Genomic DNA, 16079 nt, shown 5'->3' on the forward strand with positions numbered 1-16079 from the left:
CGGTCAGCCGTTCTGCGCCGAATCGTGGGCAGTTCCCTGCGCAGTGCCTGCTGTCCGGTCCTGGGCGGGAGCGTCCGCCGGGGTGTTGCCGGCCAGGACACGGTGGCGCCGGATGAAGGGGAACTGCTGGCGGGCCCGGCGGGGCAGCGCATAGACCAAAAGGGCCACGATGGTGAACACGATGGCCTTGTCCATGGGGTCGGAGATCAGCGCCTGCTTGGTGATGGCTGCCAGGAGGGTGTCCCCCATGGCCCGGAAGGCGCTGACGATCGCCCCGGTGGCGACGCCCGAGGTTCCGCCGAAGACGAAGGCGGCCACCGGCGCGGACACCACGCCGGCGATGATGCCGGTGACGAAGCCTGCCACGGGGGCGAGGTAGAAGCGGCGGAACAGGCCGTAGCGGGCGGCAAGCCCGGCCAGGCAGCCGATCAGGGCGGCACCGGCGGCGAATGGCAGGACTGTGGGGTTGAAGAAGGACCAGACGATGCTGCTGAGGGCACCGGTGGCGGCTCCTGCGGCCGGACCTGCCAGGACGGCAATCAGCACCGTGCCGATGGCGTCGAGGTAGAACGGAACCAGGGTGCTGCCCACGAACTGGCCCAGCACGATGTTCAGGACCAGGGCCACGGGGATCAGCACCAGGGTGGACGCCGGAAGCGTGGGCAGGACGGCAACGATCAGCAGGACGGCGCCGGCGAGGAAGCCGGTGAGCGCAATCAGGGCGGAAGCGCTGCCCGGACCACCGGTGATGTCGGCCGGCTGGTTGAGCACCAGGTAGATGTAGGTGGCGGCGATGGCCAGGGCGCCCAGGATCTCCAGGATCCGGCGGCGGCCCGTGGAGCGTTCCTGGGACGGGAGCGTCAGGGAGGGCGATGACATGGAGACGTATTCCTTTGGGTGCTGGCGGGAGCCCGGCTCTGCGGGGCCGGGGTGGGGCTGCCTATGTCACCTCGGCAGCGTCCGGCGGCACATGCGCCGGTGGGTCCGTGGCCCATTCTACCGGCCATCCTCCGGTACGGTTCCCTGCAGGATGCTCCGGTCTTTCCGGGGTTCGGTTTGCCGGTTCACCCCACCCGGCGGGCAAGGCGTCCGACGGCGGACACCAGTTCGGCGAACGCCTGTTCCGGGTTGTTGCCGGTCACGATCCTGGCGTTCGGGGGTGCGCCCCAGAGGCCGCGGAAGTCGGCCACGGTGGTCCCGGCCAGGAGCGGTGAGTCTGTTTCGACGTCCACCGTGGCGGGCCGCGCGGTGTACTCCAGGGTGCCTGCGGCGACGCCCGCCGCGAAGAAGTCGTGGACATGCGCCAGGTACCCCTGGTCGTAACGCCGGTGGAACTCGAAGTAGAAGCGCAGGGCATCCGAGAGGTGCCTGATCAGGGTGTTGCCGGAGGTGCTGCGGCGGCCCTCGGGGTCTTCGGGGAGCACGAGTTCGGGGGTTCCCGCACCGGCCGCCTTAGCCAAGGCGGTGACGTGGGCCGGATGCAGCTCCATCCGTTCCGTGGTGTCCAGGGAGCAGACGATGGGAAGGCTCTCCGGCGGCCGGCCCCGGTAGGCGGCGTAAACCTCCTTGGCGGCGTGCGGGTCCACGTGCGTGTTCCACTCGGCGGTGGGGGTGGTGTTGCCCTGGTGGTAGAAGGCCCCGCCCATGATCACCACTTTGGCCAGGAGGTCGGGAAGGGCGGGTTCCTGCCGCAGCGCCAGGGCGAAGTTGGTCAGCGGGGCGGTGATGAGCGCGGTGAGCTGGCCGGGCCTGGCCCGGGCCTGCTCGATCCACAGATCCACGGCGTTCCGCTGGCTCAGCCTTCCGGCGGGCGCGGGCAGGACGGCGTAGCCGATCCCCTGTGGCCCGTGGGTTTCAGGGGTGGTGAGCAGCGGGATGGACAAGGGCTTGCGGGCCCCCACAGCCACCTCGACACCAGGCCGCCCGCAGAGTTCGAGCAGCGCGAGGGTATTGCGGGCCACCTGGTCGGCGTCGACATTGCCCGGGGTGGCCGTGACCGCCACGAACTCGGTGTCCGGGAGTGCGGCAAGGTAGGCAAGGGCCAAGGCATCGTCGATGCCGGTGTCGACGTCCAGCAGATAAGCGGGCACGGCTGCCTAGAAGAGCGCAACCTTGGGCACGGCGGGGAAGATCCCGTCCAGCTCGGCCAGGTCTTGCGGGGTCGGAATCCAGTCAGCCGCTTCCGCGTTCTGCCTGACCTGTTCAGGCCTGGTGGCGCCGGCGATCACGCTGGCCACCGATGGCTGGGCGGCGAGCCAGGAGAAGGCCACCTCGATCTCCGTCAGGCCGCGTTCCTTCGCGAACGAGCTGAACCGGCCCAGCTGGTCCCAGTCGGCGTCGTCCACCATGGTGGTGCGTGTGTGGCTCAGCCGGGACCCTTCGGGAGCGTGCCCTGGAGCGTACTTGCCGGTCAGCAGGCCGTTGGCCAGCGGGAAGTACGGCAGGACGCCCAGGCCGAACTCCTCCGCGGCCGGGGTCACCTCGAGTTCCGCGCGCCGGTCCAGCAGGTTGTAGTGGTTCTGCGTGGAGATGAAGCGTGCGGTGCCCAGTTCCCGGGCCACGTACTCCGCCTGGGCGATCTGCCAGCCGGACCTGTTGGAGTGGCCGATGTAGCGGACCTTGCCGCTGCTGACCAGTGTGTCCAGCGCCGCAAGGGTCTCGTCGATGGGGGTCAGCGGGTCCGGGGTGTGGAACTGGTAGAGGTCGATCCACTCCGTGCCGAGCCGCCGCAGCGAGGCCTCCACCGCCTGGATGATGTAGCGGCGGGATCCGCGGGCGCCGAAGTCCGGCCCGCTGGCGCCTTTCATGTCCATGCCGAACTTGGTGGCAAGCACCACGTCCCCGCGCCGGCTCCCCAGCGCTTTGCCCAGCATGGTTTCGCTCAGTCCCGGTTCGCGGCCGTAGGTGTCGGCGACGTCGAAGAGGGTGATCCCGGCGTCAACGGCGGCATGGATGACGGCGTCCGTGGCATCCTGGGATTCCGTTGCGGTGTTGGCCCGGCCCAGGTTGTTGCAGCCCAGGCCTACGGTGGAGACGGTAAGGCCTGATTTTCCAACGCGGCGGTAACTGGTCAACGAAGGTCTCCTAAAGGCTGAAGCTGCCGGCCGGCTTGGCCGGGTGCTTGAGTTTGTAGTGGCCGGGCTCGGCGTAGGGGGCGGCGCCGATGCTGAGCTTGGTGAAGTCAAGGTCCTCTCCCCGGGCGCAGACCTTGATGGCGTTGACGGCCTTGTTGACGTCCGGGCACAGGCAGAAGATGTTGAGCTTGTAGTCGGCAAATTCGGACCGCTCCACCGTGCCCAGCCCGCGCCACGCGAGGTGGCTGATGAGGGCGTCCTTGGCCTTTTGCTCAAGGCGCCGGTCACGTTCCGTGCCCTCCCGGGTCTTGAGCGCGAACTGGGCCACCACCCAGGACTGTTCCTCGGCGGGAATCTCGGCGTACCCGTCCTCGGTGCACTGCACGGCAAAGGCGTCCAGGAGGCCCTCTGCAGCGTCGGCGTCGGGGACGTCCGTTTCCTCGGTCTTGCTCTGGTGCCCCACCACGCCGAAGTTCATCACGAACTGCGAGTAGTCCTCGTCAAACCAGGCCTCCCGGAAGTGGAGGACGCCTTCGTCGTCGCGCTTGTAAACCCTGACAATGCCGCTCATATGGTGCGTCCTTTTGTAAACCATTCGACGTCGGTGCCGTCGAAAGGCGCATGCTGCGCCTTCACGGCGTGGTACAGCCCGTCCGCGGCGGACTGGATGTCCTCGATCAGCCGCTGGGGGTAATGCATGGCGATGCTGTGCTCCGCGAATTCGTCCTGGTCATCGATGAAGACGCCGCGGTCCGCGGTGCGGATGACGTCCAGGTCCATGTCGATCACATGGAACTCGGTCACGGCGGGACGGATGTGCGTCCACTCGTGCCCCACGGCCAGGTCCACGTAGACGCGCACGCCGTTGGGGTGGGCGGAGTCGTAGAACGTGGCCACCCAGTCGCCCTCGCGCGGCACCAGCAGCACGGCATCGGAGCGCGTGTAGAAGGCGGCCCCGGGGCGGGAGCAGAACTCGTTGGTGCCCTGGAAGATCCACCAGCCGTACTGGTCCTCGCCTAGGTAACGGCCGGGCACCACCCAATGCGCCTTGCCGTTCCATTTGCGGTTGCGGGAAACCACCAGCTGGCCCGGCTCCAGGCCGTTGGGTACCCGCGTGGTGGTGGTGTGCAGAACCGGTCCGGCCTCCCCGGCGGGGCCAGGGTACTTCAGTTCGTCTTCGTCCCTCACAGGATCGGAAGGCTGCCGGTGGTGGGGTGCTGCTGCCCGGGCAGGGGCCGCGCGAACGGAACTTTGGTTCCCAAAACCTGTGCGACGACGTCGTGCGTAATTTGCTGGGCGGTCAGCCCAACACGCTCCAGCACCTGGTTGCGGGTGCCGTGGTCCAGGAACTCCACGGGCAGGCCCACCTCGTTTAGGGCGGTGTCCACCCCGGCGGCGCGCATTTCCTGCCGGATGCGGGAGCCGACGCCGCCGGCCCGGACGCCGTCTTCGATGCAGACCACCAGGCGGTGGTGCGAGGCCAGCGCAACGATGGAGCGGCGCACGGGCAGGACCCAGCGGGGATCCACCACGGTGGTGCTGATGCCCTGGGCACCGAGCCGGGCGGAGACGTCGAGGGCAAGTTCTGACATGGCGCCGACGCTGACGATCAGTACGTCGTTTTCGGTGGACCCGGACGGCCGGCGGGCAAGGACGTCCACGCCGTCGCTGAGGCGTTCGATCGCTTCCACTTCGGGGCCTACGGAACCTTTGGAGAAGCGGACGACAGTGGGGGCGTCGCTGACGGCCACGGCCTCGCGCAGTTCCTCGCGGAGGCGCGAGGCGTCGCGGGGCGCAGCCAGGTGCAGGCCGGGCACGATCTGGACCATGGCCATGTCCCACATGCCGTGGTGGCTGGCGCCATCCGGTCCCGTGACGCCGGCACGGTCCAGGACGATGGTGACGCCGGCCTTGTGGAGGGCGACGTCCATGAGCAGCTGGTCGAAGGCCCGGTTCAGGAAGGTGGCGTAGACGGCAACCACCGGGTGCAGGCCGCCGAAGGCCATGCCGGCAGCTGCGGTGAGGGCGTGCTGCTCGGCGATGCCGACGTCGATGACACGCTTCGGGTGCCTGGCGGCGAACTTGTGCAGCCCCACCGGGATCAGCATGGCGCCGGTGATGCCGACGATGTCCTCGCGCTCGTCGGCGATGGCGGCGATCTCGTCAGCGAACACGGAGGTCCAGGACTGGGCGCCGCCGCTGCCCGTGGGTTCACCGGTTTCCGGATCGATGATGCCGACGGCGTGGAACTGGTCGGCCTCGTGGGCGCGGGCCGGCGCGTAGCCGTGGCCTTTTTCCGTCATCGCGTGCACGATCACGGGGCCGCCGTAGTTCCTGGCGGTGGACAGGGCGTGCTCCATGGCCTGGAGGTTGTGGCCGTCCACCGGGCCGATGTATTTCATGCCGAGGTCCTCGAACATGCCCTGCGGCGCCCACCAGTCCTTGATGCCCTTCTTCATGGCATGCAGGCTCTTGTAAGTGAATTGGCCCACGGGGCCGCCGTTCTGCAGCCGCTTCTTCCACCAGTCGAGTGCACCCTCGTAGGCGGGGGCGGCGCGGAAGGAGTCGATGGTGGGGCGCAGCGATGCGAGGTAGTCCGCGAATCCGCCCACCGTGGGGGCGTAGGAGCGGCCGTTGTCGTTGACGACAATGACCACGCGGCGCTTCTTGTCCGCGGCGATGTTGTTGATGGCTTCCCAGGCCATGCCGCCGGTGAGGGCGCCGTCGCCCACCACCGCGACGACGTGCCGGTCGCCCTCCCCGGTCAACTGCCGGGCGCGGGAGATCCCATCGGCCCAGGACAGCGAGGAGGACGCGTGGGAGCTTTCGACGATGTCATGCTCCGACTCTGCCCTGGAGGGGTAGCCGGAGAGGCCGCCTTCCTGGCGGAGGGTGCTGAAATCCTGGCGTCCGGTGAGCAGTTTGTGGACGTAGGACTGGTGTCCCGTATCGAAGACGATGCTGTCACGGGGAGATTCGAAGATGCGGTGCACGGCCAGCGTCAGTTCCACGACGCCGAGGTTGGGTCCGAGGTGGCCGCCCGTCTGCGAGACGTTCGTGATCAGGAATTCCCTGATCTCCGAGGCCAGCTGTTCCAGCTGTTCCTCGGTCAACTCGTTCAGGTCCTGCGGATTCCGGATGGTGTCCAAGATTCCCAATGACCCCTCCTTTGGGTGGTAGACGTGCCGTTTAACTCTAACGCCTCGGTTCGCAGGGCCGGACGTCGCCGAAAAGCCGAAGCCCCGGCTGGTCCGTGACCGGCCGGGGCTTCGGGGTGGCTGCTGCCTGCTGGCAGATCCCGCTAGTTGACGGAGATCTGGCGCAGCACGTACTGCAAGGTGCTTCACGAACTACTAGATATACTTAGTACATGATCAGCAGCCCCGCTCCCCGCGCCCCGCAGGCGCTCCTGTGATGATTTCGAAAAGGCCGCTCCATGTCGGTATCTACTGTCGCATCTCGCTGGATAAGAAAGGTGACGAACTCGGCGTCCAGCGGCAGCTTGACGAGGCACGGGGCATCGCGAGATCGCGAGGGTGGACGGTCGTCGCCGAGTACATCGACAACTCGAAGAGCGCGTTCGCAAAGAACGTCAGGCGGCCGAAGTACGAGGAGATGGTCTCGGCTGCCAAGAACGGCCAGATCGATGGGGTCATCGTGTGGGACCTCGATCGCCTCACTCGTCAACCTCGTCAGCTTGAGGACTGGTGCGACATGGGCGAGGTCCGTGGGTTCACTCTCGTGACGGTCGATGGTTCCCACGACTTGTCCACGGAGAACGGCAGGATGTTTGCCAGGATCAAGGCCTCGGTGGCGCGCCAGGAGTCAGAGCACAAGGCAAAGCGCCAGAAGTTCTCCAACGACCAGCGGGCCCAGATGGGACGTCCGCCGCACACCGGTCGGGCCTTTGGGTACAACATCGACGGCACAGTCCGAGAGGACGAGGCCGAGATTGTCCGCGAGATGTTCTCGCGTTTCGCGGCTGGGTCGGGTCTCCACACCATCGCGCGGTGGCTCGGCGAGCAGGGCATCCTCAACACCCGCGGCAAGGCGTGGGGTCGGGTCGGGGTGCGGGATCTTCTGAGGAACCCGAGGTACATCGCGCAGAGATGGGTCCTCCGAACTCAGCCGGACGGAAAACGCCGTCGCGAGTACGTCGGTCCAGGTGACTGGACACCTTTGGTGTCCGAAGACGTTTTTCGAGCGGTCGGTGACGTGCTCTCGGACCCTGGACGACGAACCAAGTACGCGCAAAAGGGCAATGCACGTCTCTACATCGGGGCAGGCACCTTCTTATGCGGCGTGTGTCGAGAGCCGATGCGCACTTCGTACAGTGGGGTGAAAAACGGTGGAGAGCCGTATCGCACATACATGTGTCCGAAGTGGCATGTCTCGCGGAAGGCGGAATACGTCGAGGCTGTTGTTGAAGGTGCCATTTGCCGGCGCTTGCGCGATCCGAAGGTTGTCGCAGCGATGGCCTCGGAGAAGAGCCCCTCAGGGGACGTGCGACGCCTGAGGGACGAGGCAAACGGACTGCGGGCCCGGCTTGACCAGATTACGGAGGACTACGCTGCGGGAGAGCTGACTGCGCGGCAGCTGAAGGTGGCCACGGAGGTAACCGAGAGCAAGATCGCGGACGTGGAGTCCCGTTTGGCTCGCATCGGATCGTCCAACGCACTCATGGGATTGATGAAAGCACCTGATCCAGCCGCAGCGTGGATGGCGCTTGAGGATGTAAATGCGCAGGCCACGGTCGTGAAGGCTCTGGGCGAAGTCCTCGTGCACGGCCAGCCTGTCGGTCGTCGCCGCCCTTCTGAGGCGAATCGGGAGAAGTATCGCGAATGGCTGGAAGGCGTTATTTCCTCGATCGAGATCCGCTGGCATGAGGAGCCGCAGTTGTCGCTGGCCTGAGGCCGCGCGCCGGGGTCTAGTCGAACGGGTTTCGAGAACCGGCGTGGAGACGGGTTCTGGCCCGTCGAGCAGCAAACCAATAGCGCTGACGTATGAGCCGATCCCGCCCTACGGGCATTCGGACTGGGGTACCCAATACATCTCTGAGGAGTTCCAAAAGGTGTGGTGAGAACTCAGTCGCGGCCCCAACGATTTCGGTTCAGCGCCGGAGTCGGGGTGACATTCGGTGCCAGTATGCCGCTTCTGCATTCGTCAGCATCTCGTAGATTCGGAAGGGCCGCCACACCTCAGCTCAGCGTCACGAGGTTTCACCGGCTGCTAGCCGGCGAGCTTTATCGTTCCGGTGCAGGTCGGGTACCCGGCGCAGCCGAAGAACCGGCCGTAGCGCCCTTTGCGTTCCCTCATCGTGTGTTTCTTGCATTTCGGGCAGACCACTGGGGTGATGTCGTCGCCTGTCGCGGATCGGATCTTGACGACACGATCTCCGACCAGCTCGAGGAGGAACGCTGATTCCCTACCGGCGCGCGTGACCAGGAGCGCTGAGCGCTTGGCACGGGTCAGTGCGACATAGAACAGGCGTCGTTCTTCTGCGTGTGGGTAGGAGTCGGGGGCGGCCATGGCCAGTTGCAGGAGAGCATCATCCTCGACAATGCTGGGGAATCCGTTCCTCTCGAGGCCGAGCACAACGACGTAGTCTGCCTCCTTTCCTTTCGAGGCGTGCACGGTGTTGAACTCAATGGTCAGGTTGGCGTATCTGGCTTCCAGCGCCGAGGTGACATCGTCCTTGGACCGGGAGTACCGGCCGAGCAGCAGCACACTGGCTGGCTCAGTGAGCTCTGAGTCAAGGGTTGTCAGGTGCTGCCGGACGGCCGATCCGTAGTGGCTGCGCTCCCGTACACTGACGGCGCATACGGTCTCGACAGCCTCCGGCGCTGAAGATCGGACGTTCTTGGAGATTTGATTGGGGTTTTTCATCACGAACCCACCGGCGACATCGCACAGGGACTGCGGGGACCGGAAGGTGCGGTCCAGCCAGATGGTGGACGCTGTCCCGAACCAATTATCGAAGCGGGTCATCACACTGAGGTCTGAGCCCGCGAACCTGTTGATGGACTGCCAGTCGTCGCCGACCGCGTACAGGTAGTTTCCAGGAGTCTTCATCAGCGCCCGAACCAACACCGCGCGTGCGGCGCTGGTGTCCTGCATCTCGTCGACCATGACGAGCCGGTATGGACTCAGCCACCGGCCCGACTCGACGTGATCGGTGGCGAGATTCAGCATGTCGTCGAAATCGATCTGGCCCGCGGCTCGGAGCTGACGGTCCCATTCGGCGAGGATGACGCCGTACAGGCGTGTGAAGAGCCTGGCCCGCAAGGTTCGGCCAGCCCGCTGCGTCAGCACGTCGGGCGTGAGGCGGTTGCCCTTCGCCGTGGGCCATGGCCGTCATGGAGGCCAGGATCGGGAGGGTTTCGGCCCCCGTGGCGCTCACTGAAACAAGTGACTGGTCAATTTTGAGGATGTCCACCGGCAGGTCCTGGAGGCGCCCGAGGGGGAGTATCCGGTATCGAAGTCATCGATGGCGACCCGGATGGCCTCATCACGGAGCGCACACCGCTCGATAAAGGAGTTGTTGTTGACCGGATCACCGGGAAATAAAACCCCCGTTTGTTGTGTGTTTAGGCTGCGGTGACGCTTTCGTTCTTTGCGCGTCGGCGGACCACCACGACGGACGCGGTGCCGGCTGCGAGTGCGCCGGCGCCCACCAGGACCCACAGGACCAGGCTGGAATCCACTCCCGTGCCGGCCAAGCCGGCGCCGGTATCAGCCAATGGTGCCCCGCCGGTGTTGGCCAAGGCCGCGGGTGCGGTGACAACCACTGTCGCGGAGACGGTGTGGCCGGAGGTTGCGCCCACGGCGGTCAGCACGTACGTCCCGGGCGTGTTCAACGTGATGGTGACCGAGAACGCACCGGAGGCATCTGCCACGGTCGACAGAGTCAGCGGCGCCAGCGGAAGCACCCCGGGAACAGCCATGGTCACTGCCCCGCCCCTGCCGGGAGCCGCGGCGCCCTGCGCTGTAGCGGTCTGGGTGACGGTGATATTAATCGTTTCCCCGGGCAGGAACCCGGTTCCGGAGAATACGACGGAGCCGCCCGCGGAAATGGTGCCACTGGAAACAGATCCCTGCGGGGGCGGGGCAGGATAGGTGGTGGCCAACGCCGGCGCGGAAGCCCCCAACACGATACTGCCAACGAACGCGAGCACGACAAGTAGTTTCTTCAATTTTTTCCCCTGAGACCTTGGTGCCTGGTTGAGACCTGATAGACACAATTCATGGGCGAGGAGACCCCGCCCCCACCCGTGACCGAGATCTGACACCCCTGGACTCAAAAAGTCTTACATCGTAAGTATGCTTATTTCAAGATAAATCCAAAATCTTTAACAACTACTGTTGCACTATCCTGCCGATAACTGCCTATTATCTCAGCCGCGACAAACGAGGCCCGATCGGTGACTGCCGCCGTATCGAAACGCGAGGCATAATCGATCAGTTTCGGCACGGGTGGGACTGCTGAAGGTTTGATTGACACTTTGCCTGTGAGGATTTGATCCTTGCCGGTGGAAGGATGTTCATCATGCCCAAAGCCTTTCCCGAAGAGTTCCGCCGCGATGTCGTCGCGGTTGCCCGCAAGGGCGAAGCGCCCATCGTCCAGATCGCCAAGGACTTCGGGGTCTCACCGGCTGCTCTGCACCGCTGGATGAAGATCGCCGACAAGGAAGACGGCGTAGCGTCCGGGGCGGTGTCCGATGACGCCGCGAAGTTGCGGGAAGCCAACAAACGCATCCGGCTCCTGGAACAGGAAGCCGAAGTCATGCGCCGTGCCGTGGCCTACCTGTCTCGGGACATCAATCCAAAAAAATGATGTACCCGCTGGTCCGCGAGCTGGCTGCCAGGGATGCCCCGATCCGGGTTCCCGTGGCAGTGTCCTGCCGGGTACTGAATTTTTCCAGACAGGCCTACTACCAGTGGGCCGCCAGTCCCGTCCCCGCCCGGGACTGGGAAGAAGCCCACCTGATCAACTCGGCCATCGACCACCACCGCGACGATCCTGCCTTCGGATACCGGTTCATCGCCGATGAGATCAACGCCGGTCCCGGCACTGGGGCCAGTGAACGCCGGATCTGGCGGCTGTGCTCCGAGAACGGGATCCTCTCGGTGATCCACCGGCGGCGCCGGTCAGGGCTCAAGGCCGGCCCTCCGGTCCACGATGACCTCATCGAACGGGACTTCAGCGCCACGGCACCGAACCGCAAATGGCTCACGGACATCACCGAGCACCACACCGGGGAGGGCAAGCTGTACCTGTGCGCGATTAAGGACCTGCATTCGAACCGGATCGTCGGCTACTCGATGGACGGTCGGATGAAAGCGTCCCTCGCCGTTGCCGCACTGGACCATGCCGTGGCCCTGAGGAAACCGGCCGGCACGGTGGTCCACTCGGACAGAGGATCCCAATTCAGGTCCAGAAAGTTCGTCCTGGCACTGAACACCTACGGTTTGCACGGATCGATGGGTCGGGTAGGGGCCTGCGGTGACAACGCCGCGATGGAATCGTTCTTCTCCCTGCTGCAAAAGAACGTCCTGAACCGGAAACGGTGGGAGACCCGCGCGGAGCTCCGGCTGGCTATCACGACCTGGATCGAACGCAGCTACCACCGCAAACGCCGCCAGCGCGCCCTCGGACGGCTGACACCCATCGAGTTTGAGACAATAAAAAACGCGGCCTGAGCCGCGCAACAATTTATCAACCCCAGCTGTCAACTAAACCTTCAGCAGTCCCGGTTCCTCCGATATGTCGCATACCCAAGGATGAATACATAGGGGTTCAACCAGAAGGTTAAAAGCGACATATGACGAGAATCACCGGCTGGTATTCAGCTTGCGCTGTTTGTGCAGTTTCAGAAATGGGTTGCTGTCAGACGTCGTCTGCACGCGGCTACGGCGGGACCAGGGTTCGCCAAGGTGGCTCGCCCGAGCCGCTGCCAGTAACTCTTGCCTTGGCGTCGCTTCGGGGCGGCGGGTCAGGGCGCCGAGGTGGCGAGGACCAGCAACTTCCGCCCCCGCGGCCGCCACAACGACCGACAGCGCGGGGTGGCCAAATCAGTGCGCTGAGCAATTTTCTCGTGTGCCGACACCAGCAGCAGCGACAGTGTTCATTAGGGACCGTCGGATCTTGCGGGGCTGCGACATGGCCAAGGCACTGGCTAAGGCCAACGCGACGACGGCATGCTCGCCGAAGGCAGCTACCGCCGCGTCGGCAGCTGAGGCGGGAGATAGTCCTCTGGTGTGGCTTGGCGGAATCCAGTATCTCTTCAGGAACTTCTTCGACAGTACTTGCCTTGGCGTATGGGGCCCTGCAGTAGTTTGGGGAGTTCGGACAAGTACGCAATGTACGATTTGTCGTCCCCGGGTGACTTCAGTCCTTTCTCTCGAGCAGGGTGCTTAACGTGTCGGAGAACTTGGACCAGGCGACCCGCTCGGTTATGAGGCTTTGGCGTCCTGCGGTCGTCAGTTCGTAGACGCGGCGGCGGCGTCCCCCGACGTCCTGCCACTCGCTACGGATGAACCCGGCCCGCTCGAGTCTGTGCAGTGCAGGGTACATGGTGCCGGTAGGCAGGTCGAAGGTCCCTTCGCTGCCATCACGTACGCTTTCGATGATGGCGTAACCGTGCCGCGGCCCCTGCTCGAGGACCGATAGGAGGAGCGCGTCCACGTGCCCCCTGAGTGTCTCTGGCCTGATCGGGAGCATTCGGGTCCTCTCCTGAAAGAAATCCGGCCGCTGAAGGGCTGCAGGTAGCCCTAAAATAGCACCGCTACAGATAGGCCGCTACGCAGTGAAGGTTCACGGGAGTATGGAAAAGGTGAGGAAAACCACCCACCCACCGATTCCGCACGAGGACAAAGAATCACCGTAGACGGCGGTGTCGGGACAGTCATGCCGGCCCAGACTGATAACTGATTTTCACCGGCGACCCCTGGGGCCAGCACAGTCAGCGGAACCGGAATCTCGGTAGGGTTCTCGATAAAGTGGTTTCCGGGAGAGGACGTCGATTCGATAATCCCCCAGGTCGATCGCGCATCGAAGACATCGCCCCTTCCTGCCGCGGAAATCGGCTCGATGATGCAGGGGCGGCAGACCGCGCCTGTCATTTTCCCACATCCTGCACTGGATCTCAGGGGTGTCTGGATTACGGACGTGGGTTTCATTGGGCCGTTCAACGCTGAGCGTCTCCGGTGTTGCCCGCAATGGACGGGTCAGGGTTCGGTGAGCCACGTTATGGCTGCCTGCTCGGAGGTGAAGTATTGGGTGGGGCGCTGGGGGCGGTGTACGCCGATGAAGAAGTTGGCGATGATTCGGTCCACCGGGGATTCGCCGAGCAGGGCGATCTTTGATGCCGCGTGCGGGACCCCGAAGACGTCCCTGGCGGCAGCGGAGGTATTGGAGGCGGCTTTCATATCGACGAGCAGTGGCCTGTCCCGGTCCGGGCTGATCCGGTTGATCGCTGTGACCGCGGAGATCGCATCCTCTTTCTGAATGTCGGCGCCGGCCGTCCAGATGAGGTGAAGCAATCCGTCCGGGCGGAGAGCGAGGACGCCTTTTCCTCCGGCCACTGTCAGTTCCTCGGTCAATTGCCGGATCCCCCTATCCGTCGTGGTGGCAGTTGTACCTGAACCACCGCAGGACACGGTCAGGGCGTATCAGTGCCCGCGGTTGTTAGCGTAGCGGTTCGGACGCATCCCGGTCCTTGAGGCTGGCGGCGAGTCCGGTGAGTTCGGGGATGGTGGCTGGTGGGGAGTAGAGGTATCCCTGGGCGTGGGTGCAGCCGAGCCGGTGCAGGTGATCGCGTTGGGCGGTGTTTTCGACGCCTTCGGCGGTGGTGGCCAGTCCGAGCGCGTGGGCGAGCCCGACGACGGCGGTGATGATGGCGGTGTCTTCTGTGTCGGTACCGAGGCCGGCGACGAAGGATTTGTCGATTTTGACGACGTCCACGGGGAACCGTTTGAGATTCGTGAGCGAGGAGTAGCCGGTGCCGAAGTCATCCAGGGCGATTCGGATGCCCATCGCCCGCAGTTGCCGGACGGTGCTGATGTTGGCGCTGTTGGCGTCCAAGAGAGAGGACTCGGTGAGCTCCACCCATAGGGCCTGGGCCCGGAGCCCGGCGTCGTGGAGGGCCTGGGCAATGACATCCACTGTGCCGGGGGCGGCCAGTTCCACAGCGCTGAGATTGACAGAGACGTGGGCAGGAGCCGTGTCGGGGTCGTTGCGTTGCCATGCCGCGATCTCGCGGCAGGCTTCCGCGATCATCCAGCGGCCCAGGGGGATGATCAGCCCGGTTGTTTCGGCGACATCCAGGAACTCGGCAGGGGTGAGCAGGCCGCGGTCGGGGTGGGCCCAGCGCACGAGCGCTTCGACGCAGGCCATGGTCCCGGAGGCAAGGTTGATGACGGGCTGGCAAAGGATGCGCAGCTGGCCGTTGTCAATGCCGTGCCGCAGTTCCTTTTCGGTGCGGAGTCGGTGGTCCCGGCTGGCGCGCAGGTTCTTATCGTAGACCCTGTACTGGCCCCGGCCTGCTTCCTTGGCCCTGTACATGGCGAGGTCAGCGTTTTCGAGCAGCCCGGCCGCGGTGCTGCCGGCACCGGATAAGGCGATACCGAGACTGGCACTGGTGCGGTAGACCTCCCGGCCGATCTGGTAGGGCCTCTCAAGCCCGGTGAGCAGGCGGCGGGCGATGTCTTCGGCTGCGGCCCGGTGCGGGACGTCTTCGCAGAGGACCACGAATTCGTCCCCTGCCAGGCGGGCGACGGTGTCGTCGTCGCGCCCGATGGCGGTGAGCCGGTGGCCGACTTCGATCAGGAGCAGGTCTCCTGCGGCGTGGCCGAGGGTGTCGTTGACGGTTTTGAAGCTGTCCACGTCCACGAAAAGCACGGCCACGCCGGTGCTGCGCCGGTGGGCCCGGGACAGTGCGTGGCTGATGCGGTCCATCAGCAGCACCCGGTTGGGCAGACCGGTCAGCCCGTCGTGCATCGCCTGCCGGGTCAGGAGCTGTTCAGCCTCGCGGCGGGCGGTGATGTCTTCGAACTGGGCGACCAGATACAAGGGTGACCCGTGGTCATCGGCAACCACGGCACTGGTCATCGATGTCCACACGACCTGCCCGTCGGCATGCAGGAACCGCCGGGAATCGGCATACGCGGTGACTTCCCCGGCGAGCATCTGGCGCAGACGGCGCCGGGCCGCGGGCAGGTCTTCGGGCACCGTAAAATCCAGGATGTTGCATGCCGCCAGCTCAGTGGGAGGCCGTCCCAGCAGGGTGTAGAACGCGGAATTGGCCCGCAGAACCCTCCCCGGGCTCTTCTGGTTCAGGCTGATCAGCGCGATCCCGATCGGGGCGTGTTCGAAGGCCAGCCGGAAGCGTTTCTCGCTCCGGGCAAGCTCCACCGCCGCCTGCCGGCGCACATCACTCAGCTTCGCCGCGGCCTCGAACTTGGCCAGGCGCTGCCGCTCGAGCAAGTCCTCGAACATGACCGGGCCGGCCACCATCGACGCGTACTCCCGTCGCAGCGTCCAGTAATACACCCCGATGCCCGCCGTCAGCACATCCCACACCACGTCATGCCAGGAAAATTCCTCCCTGGCCGCGAAACCCTCGGCCGCATCCACCCCCACCAGGGGCAGCAGCGGATGAACCGCGTGCAAGCCGTGCCCGACCGCGCAGCTAAAGAAAATCGCCGCCGTCGCCGTCCCCAACCGGTTCCGCCGCACCTGCCCGGACCGGGCCAACGGCACAAGAATCGCCGCCGAGATGGCAAAATACGCTGCCGCGACCACCGCGTTAGCCGCCGATACCAGCCACCACCACTCCAAACACGTCTCCTTTGCCACCCTCGACGAAACCCGGACCGTGCACGTTCAACCGATCACCTGATACGGCCTGCCGGGCCGCTCCCCCAACCATATCCAGCGCCCGGACCCTCGAGGGGGGGCAACCCGCGGGACAAGTTGTTCGGCCGCGGCCGGGAAGGGGGTGTAAC

14 protein-coding genes are annotated in these 16079 nt (G+C 65.2%); 3 read left to right on the forward strand and 11 right to left on the reverse strand.

Features of this window, described 5'->3' with window-relative positions:
- Positions 1–3: 3 nt before the first annotated feature.
- The 6 genes from PUN71_RS07370 to dxs all read right to left on the reverse strand — a co-directional run bounded on the left by PUN71_RS07370 (position 4) and on the right by dxs (position 6232).
- On the reverse strand, positions 4–879 hold the full coding sequence (locus PUN71_RS07370; protein ID WP_043449492.1) for a hypothetical protein: 876 nt from the start codon (positions 877–879) through the stop codon (positions 4–6).
- A 185-nt stretch (positions 880–1064) separates the two neighbouring features.
- Positions 1065–2090, reverse strand: a complete 1026-nt coding sequence (locus tag PUN71_RS07375) for a nucleoside hydrolase (RefSeq protein ID WP_277797881.1) — start codon at positions 2088–2090, stop codon at positions 1065–1067.
- Positions 2091–2096: 6 nt separating this feature from the next.
- Positions 2097–3074, reverse strand: a complete 978-nt coding sequence (locus PUN71_RS07380) for an aldo/keto reductase (RefSeq protein ID WP_277797882.1) — start codon at positions 3072–3074, stop codon at positions 2097–2099.
- A gap of 10 nt (positions 3075–3084) precedes the next feature.
- Positions 3085–3645, reverse strand: coding sequence for a hypothetical protein (locus tag PUN71_RS07385; protein ID WP_277797883.1), 561 nt, complete (start codon positions 3643–3645; stop codon positions 3085–3087).
- Complete coding sequence (locus tag PUN71_RS07390; RefSeq protein WP_156133813.1) at positions 3642–4262, reverse strand: DUF402 domain-containing protein; 621 nt, start codon at positions 4260–4262, stop codon at positions 3642–3644. The genes PUN71_RS07385 and PUN71_RS07390 overlap by 4 nt, the downstream gene beginning before the upstream one ends.
- Positions 4259–6232, reverse strand: coding sequence for a 1-deoxy-D-xylulose-5-phosphate synthase (dxs, locus tag PUN71_RS07395; protein WP_277797884.1), 1974 nt, complete (start codon positions 6230–6232; stop codon positions 4259–4261). Before dxs ends, PUN71_RS07390 begins: the two co-directional genes overlap by 4 nt.
- 256 nt (positions 6233–6488) lie before the next feature.
- Between dxs and PUN71_RS07400 the strand changes: the two genes are divergently transcribed.
- Positions 6489–7985, forward strand: coding sequence for a recombinase family protein (locus tag PUN71_RS07400; RefSeq protein ID WP_277797931.1), 1497 nt, complete (start codon positions 6489–6491; stop codon positions 7983–7985).
- Between the two features lie 318 nt (positions 7986–8303).
- On the opposite strand, the gene PUN71_RS07405 is transcribed toward PUN71_RS07400, so the two are convergent.
- Both PUN71_RS07405 and PUN71_RS07415 read right to left on the reverse strand, forming a co-directional pair.
- A complete protein-coding gene (locus PUN71_RS07405) occupies positions 8304–9386 on the reverse strand; it encodes a UvrD-helicase domain-containing protein (RefSeq protein ID WP_277797885.1) in 1083 nt (360 codons plus the stop codon).
- Between the two features lie 275 nt (positions 9387–9661).
- Entirely contained in the window at positions 9662–10267 is a 606-nt protein-coding gene (locus PUN71_RS07415) for an LPXTG cell wall anchor domain-containing protein (RefSeq protein WP_277797886.1), read from the reverse strand.
- A 353-nt stretch (positions 10268–10620) separates the two neighbouring features.
- On the opposite strand from PUN71_RS07415, the gene PUN71_RS07420 reads away from it, so the two are divergent.
- Positions 10621–11774, forward strand: a protein-coding gene (locus PUN71_RS07420) for an IS3 family transposase (RefSeq protein ID WP_277797888.1) whose coding sequence is annotated in 2 segments (ribosomal slippage) — positions 10621–10899 and positions 10902–11774 — 1152 coding nt in all. Because the reading frame shifts where the segments join, the coding sequence is not laid out codon by codon here.
- Between the two features lie 688 nt (positions 11775–12462).
- On the opposite strand, the gene PUN71_RS07425 is transcribed toward PUN71_RS07420, so the two are convergent.
- The 3 genes from PUN71_RS07425 to PUN71_RS07435 form a co-directional block, all read right to left on the reverse strand.
- Positions 12463–12759, reverse strand: coding sequence for a PadR family transcriptional regulator (locus PUN71_RS07425; RefSeq protein WP_277797889.1), 297 nt, complete (start codon positions 12757–12759; stop codon positions 12463–12465).
- 542 nt (positions 12760–13301) lie between these two features.
- Positions 13302–13676, reverse strand: coding sequence for a DUF7793 family protein (locus PUN71_RS07430; protein WP_277797890.1), 375 nt, complete (start codon positions 13674–13676; stop codon positions 13302–13304).
- Between the two features lie 85 nt (positions 13677–13761).
- Complete coding sequence (locus PUN71_RS07435) at positions 13762–15744, reverse strand: putative bifunctional diguanylate cyclase/phosphodiesterase (RefSeq protein ID WP_277797891.1); 1983 nt, start codon at positions 15742–15744, stop codon at positions 13762–13764.
- A 106-nt stretch (positions 15745–15850) separates the two neighbouring features.
- On the opposite strand from PUN71_RS07435, the gene PUN71_RS07440 reads away from it, so the two are divergent.
- The gene (locus PUN71_RS07440; RefSeq protein ID WP_277797892.1) at positions 15851–15973 is read left to right on the forward strand and encodes a hypothetical protein; all 123 of its coding nucleotides are present in this window, start codon (positions 15851–15853) and stop codon (positions 15971–15973) included.
- The last annotated feature ends 106 nt before the right edge of the window (positions 15974–16079 follow it).

The organism is Arthrobacter sp. NQ7 (genome assembly GCF_029581595.2).
Classification (GTDB): domain Bacteria; phylum Actinomycetota; class Actinomycetes; order Actinomycetales; family Micrococcaceae; genus Arthrobacter; species Arthrobacter phenanthrenivorans_B.

What these genes read in the sequence shown, in the direction of transcription:
- PUN71_RS07370 (WP_043449492.1), bottom strand. Translation starts at nt 879, where the DNA reads ATGTCATCGCCCTCCCTGACGCTCCCGTCCCAGGAACGCTCCACGGGC.
- PUN71_RS07400 (WP_277797931.1), top strand. Translation starts at nt 6,489, where the DNA reads ATGATTTCGAAAAGGCCGCTCCATGTCGGTATCTACTGTCGCATCTCG.
- PUN71_RS07385 (WP_277797883.1), bottom strand. Translation starts at nt 3,645, where the DNA reads ATGAGCGGCATTGTCAGGGTTTACAAGCGCGACGACGAAGGCGTCCTC.
- PUN71_RS07440 (WP_277797892.1), top strand. Translation starts at nt 15,851, where the DNA reads ATGGCAAAATACGCTGCCGCGACCACCGCGTTAGCCGCCGATACCAGC.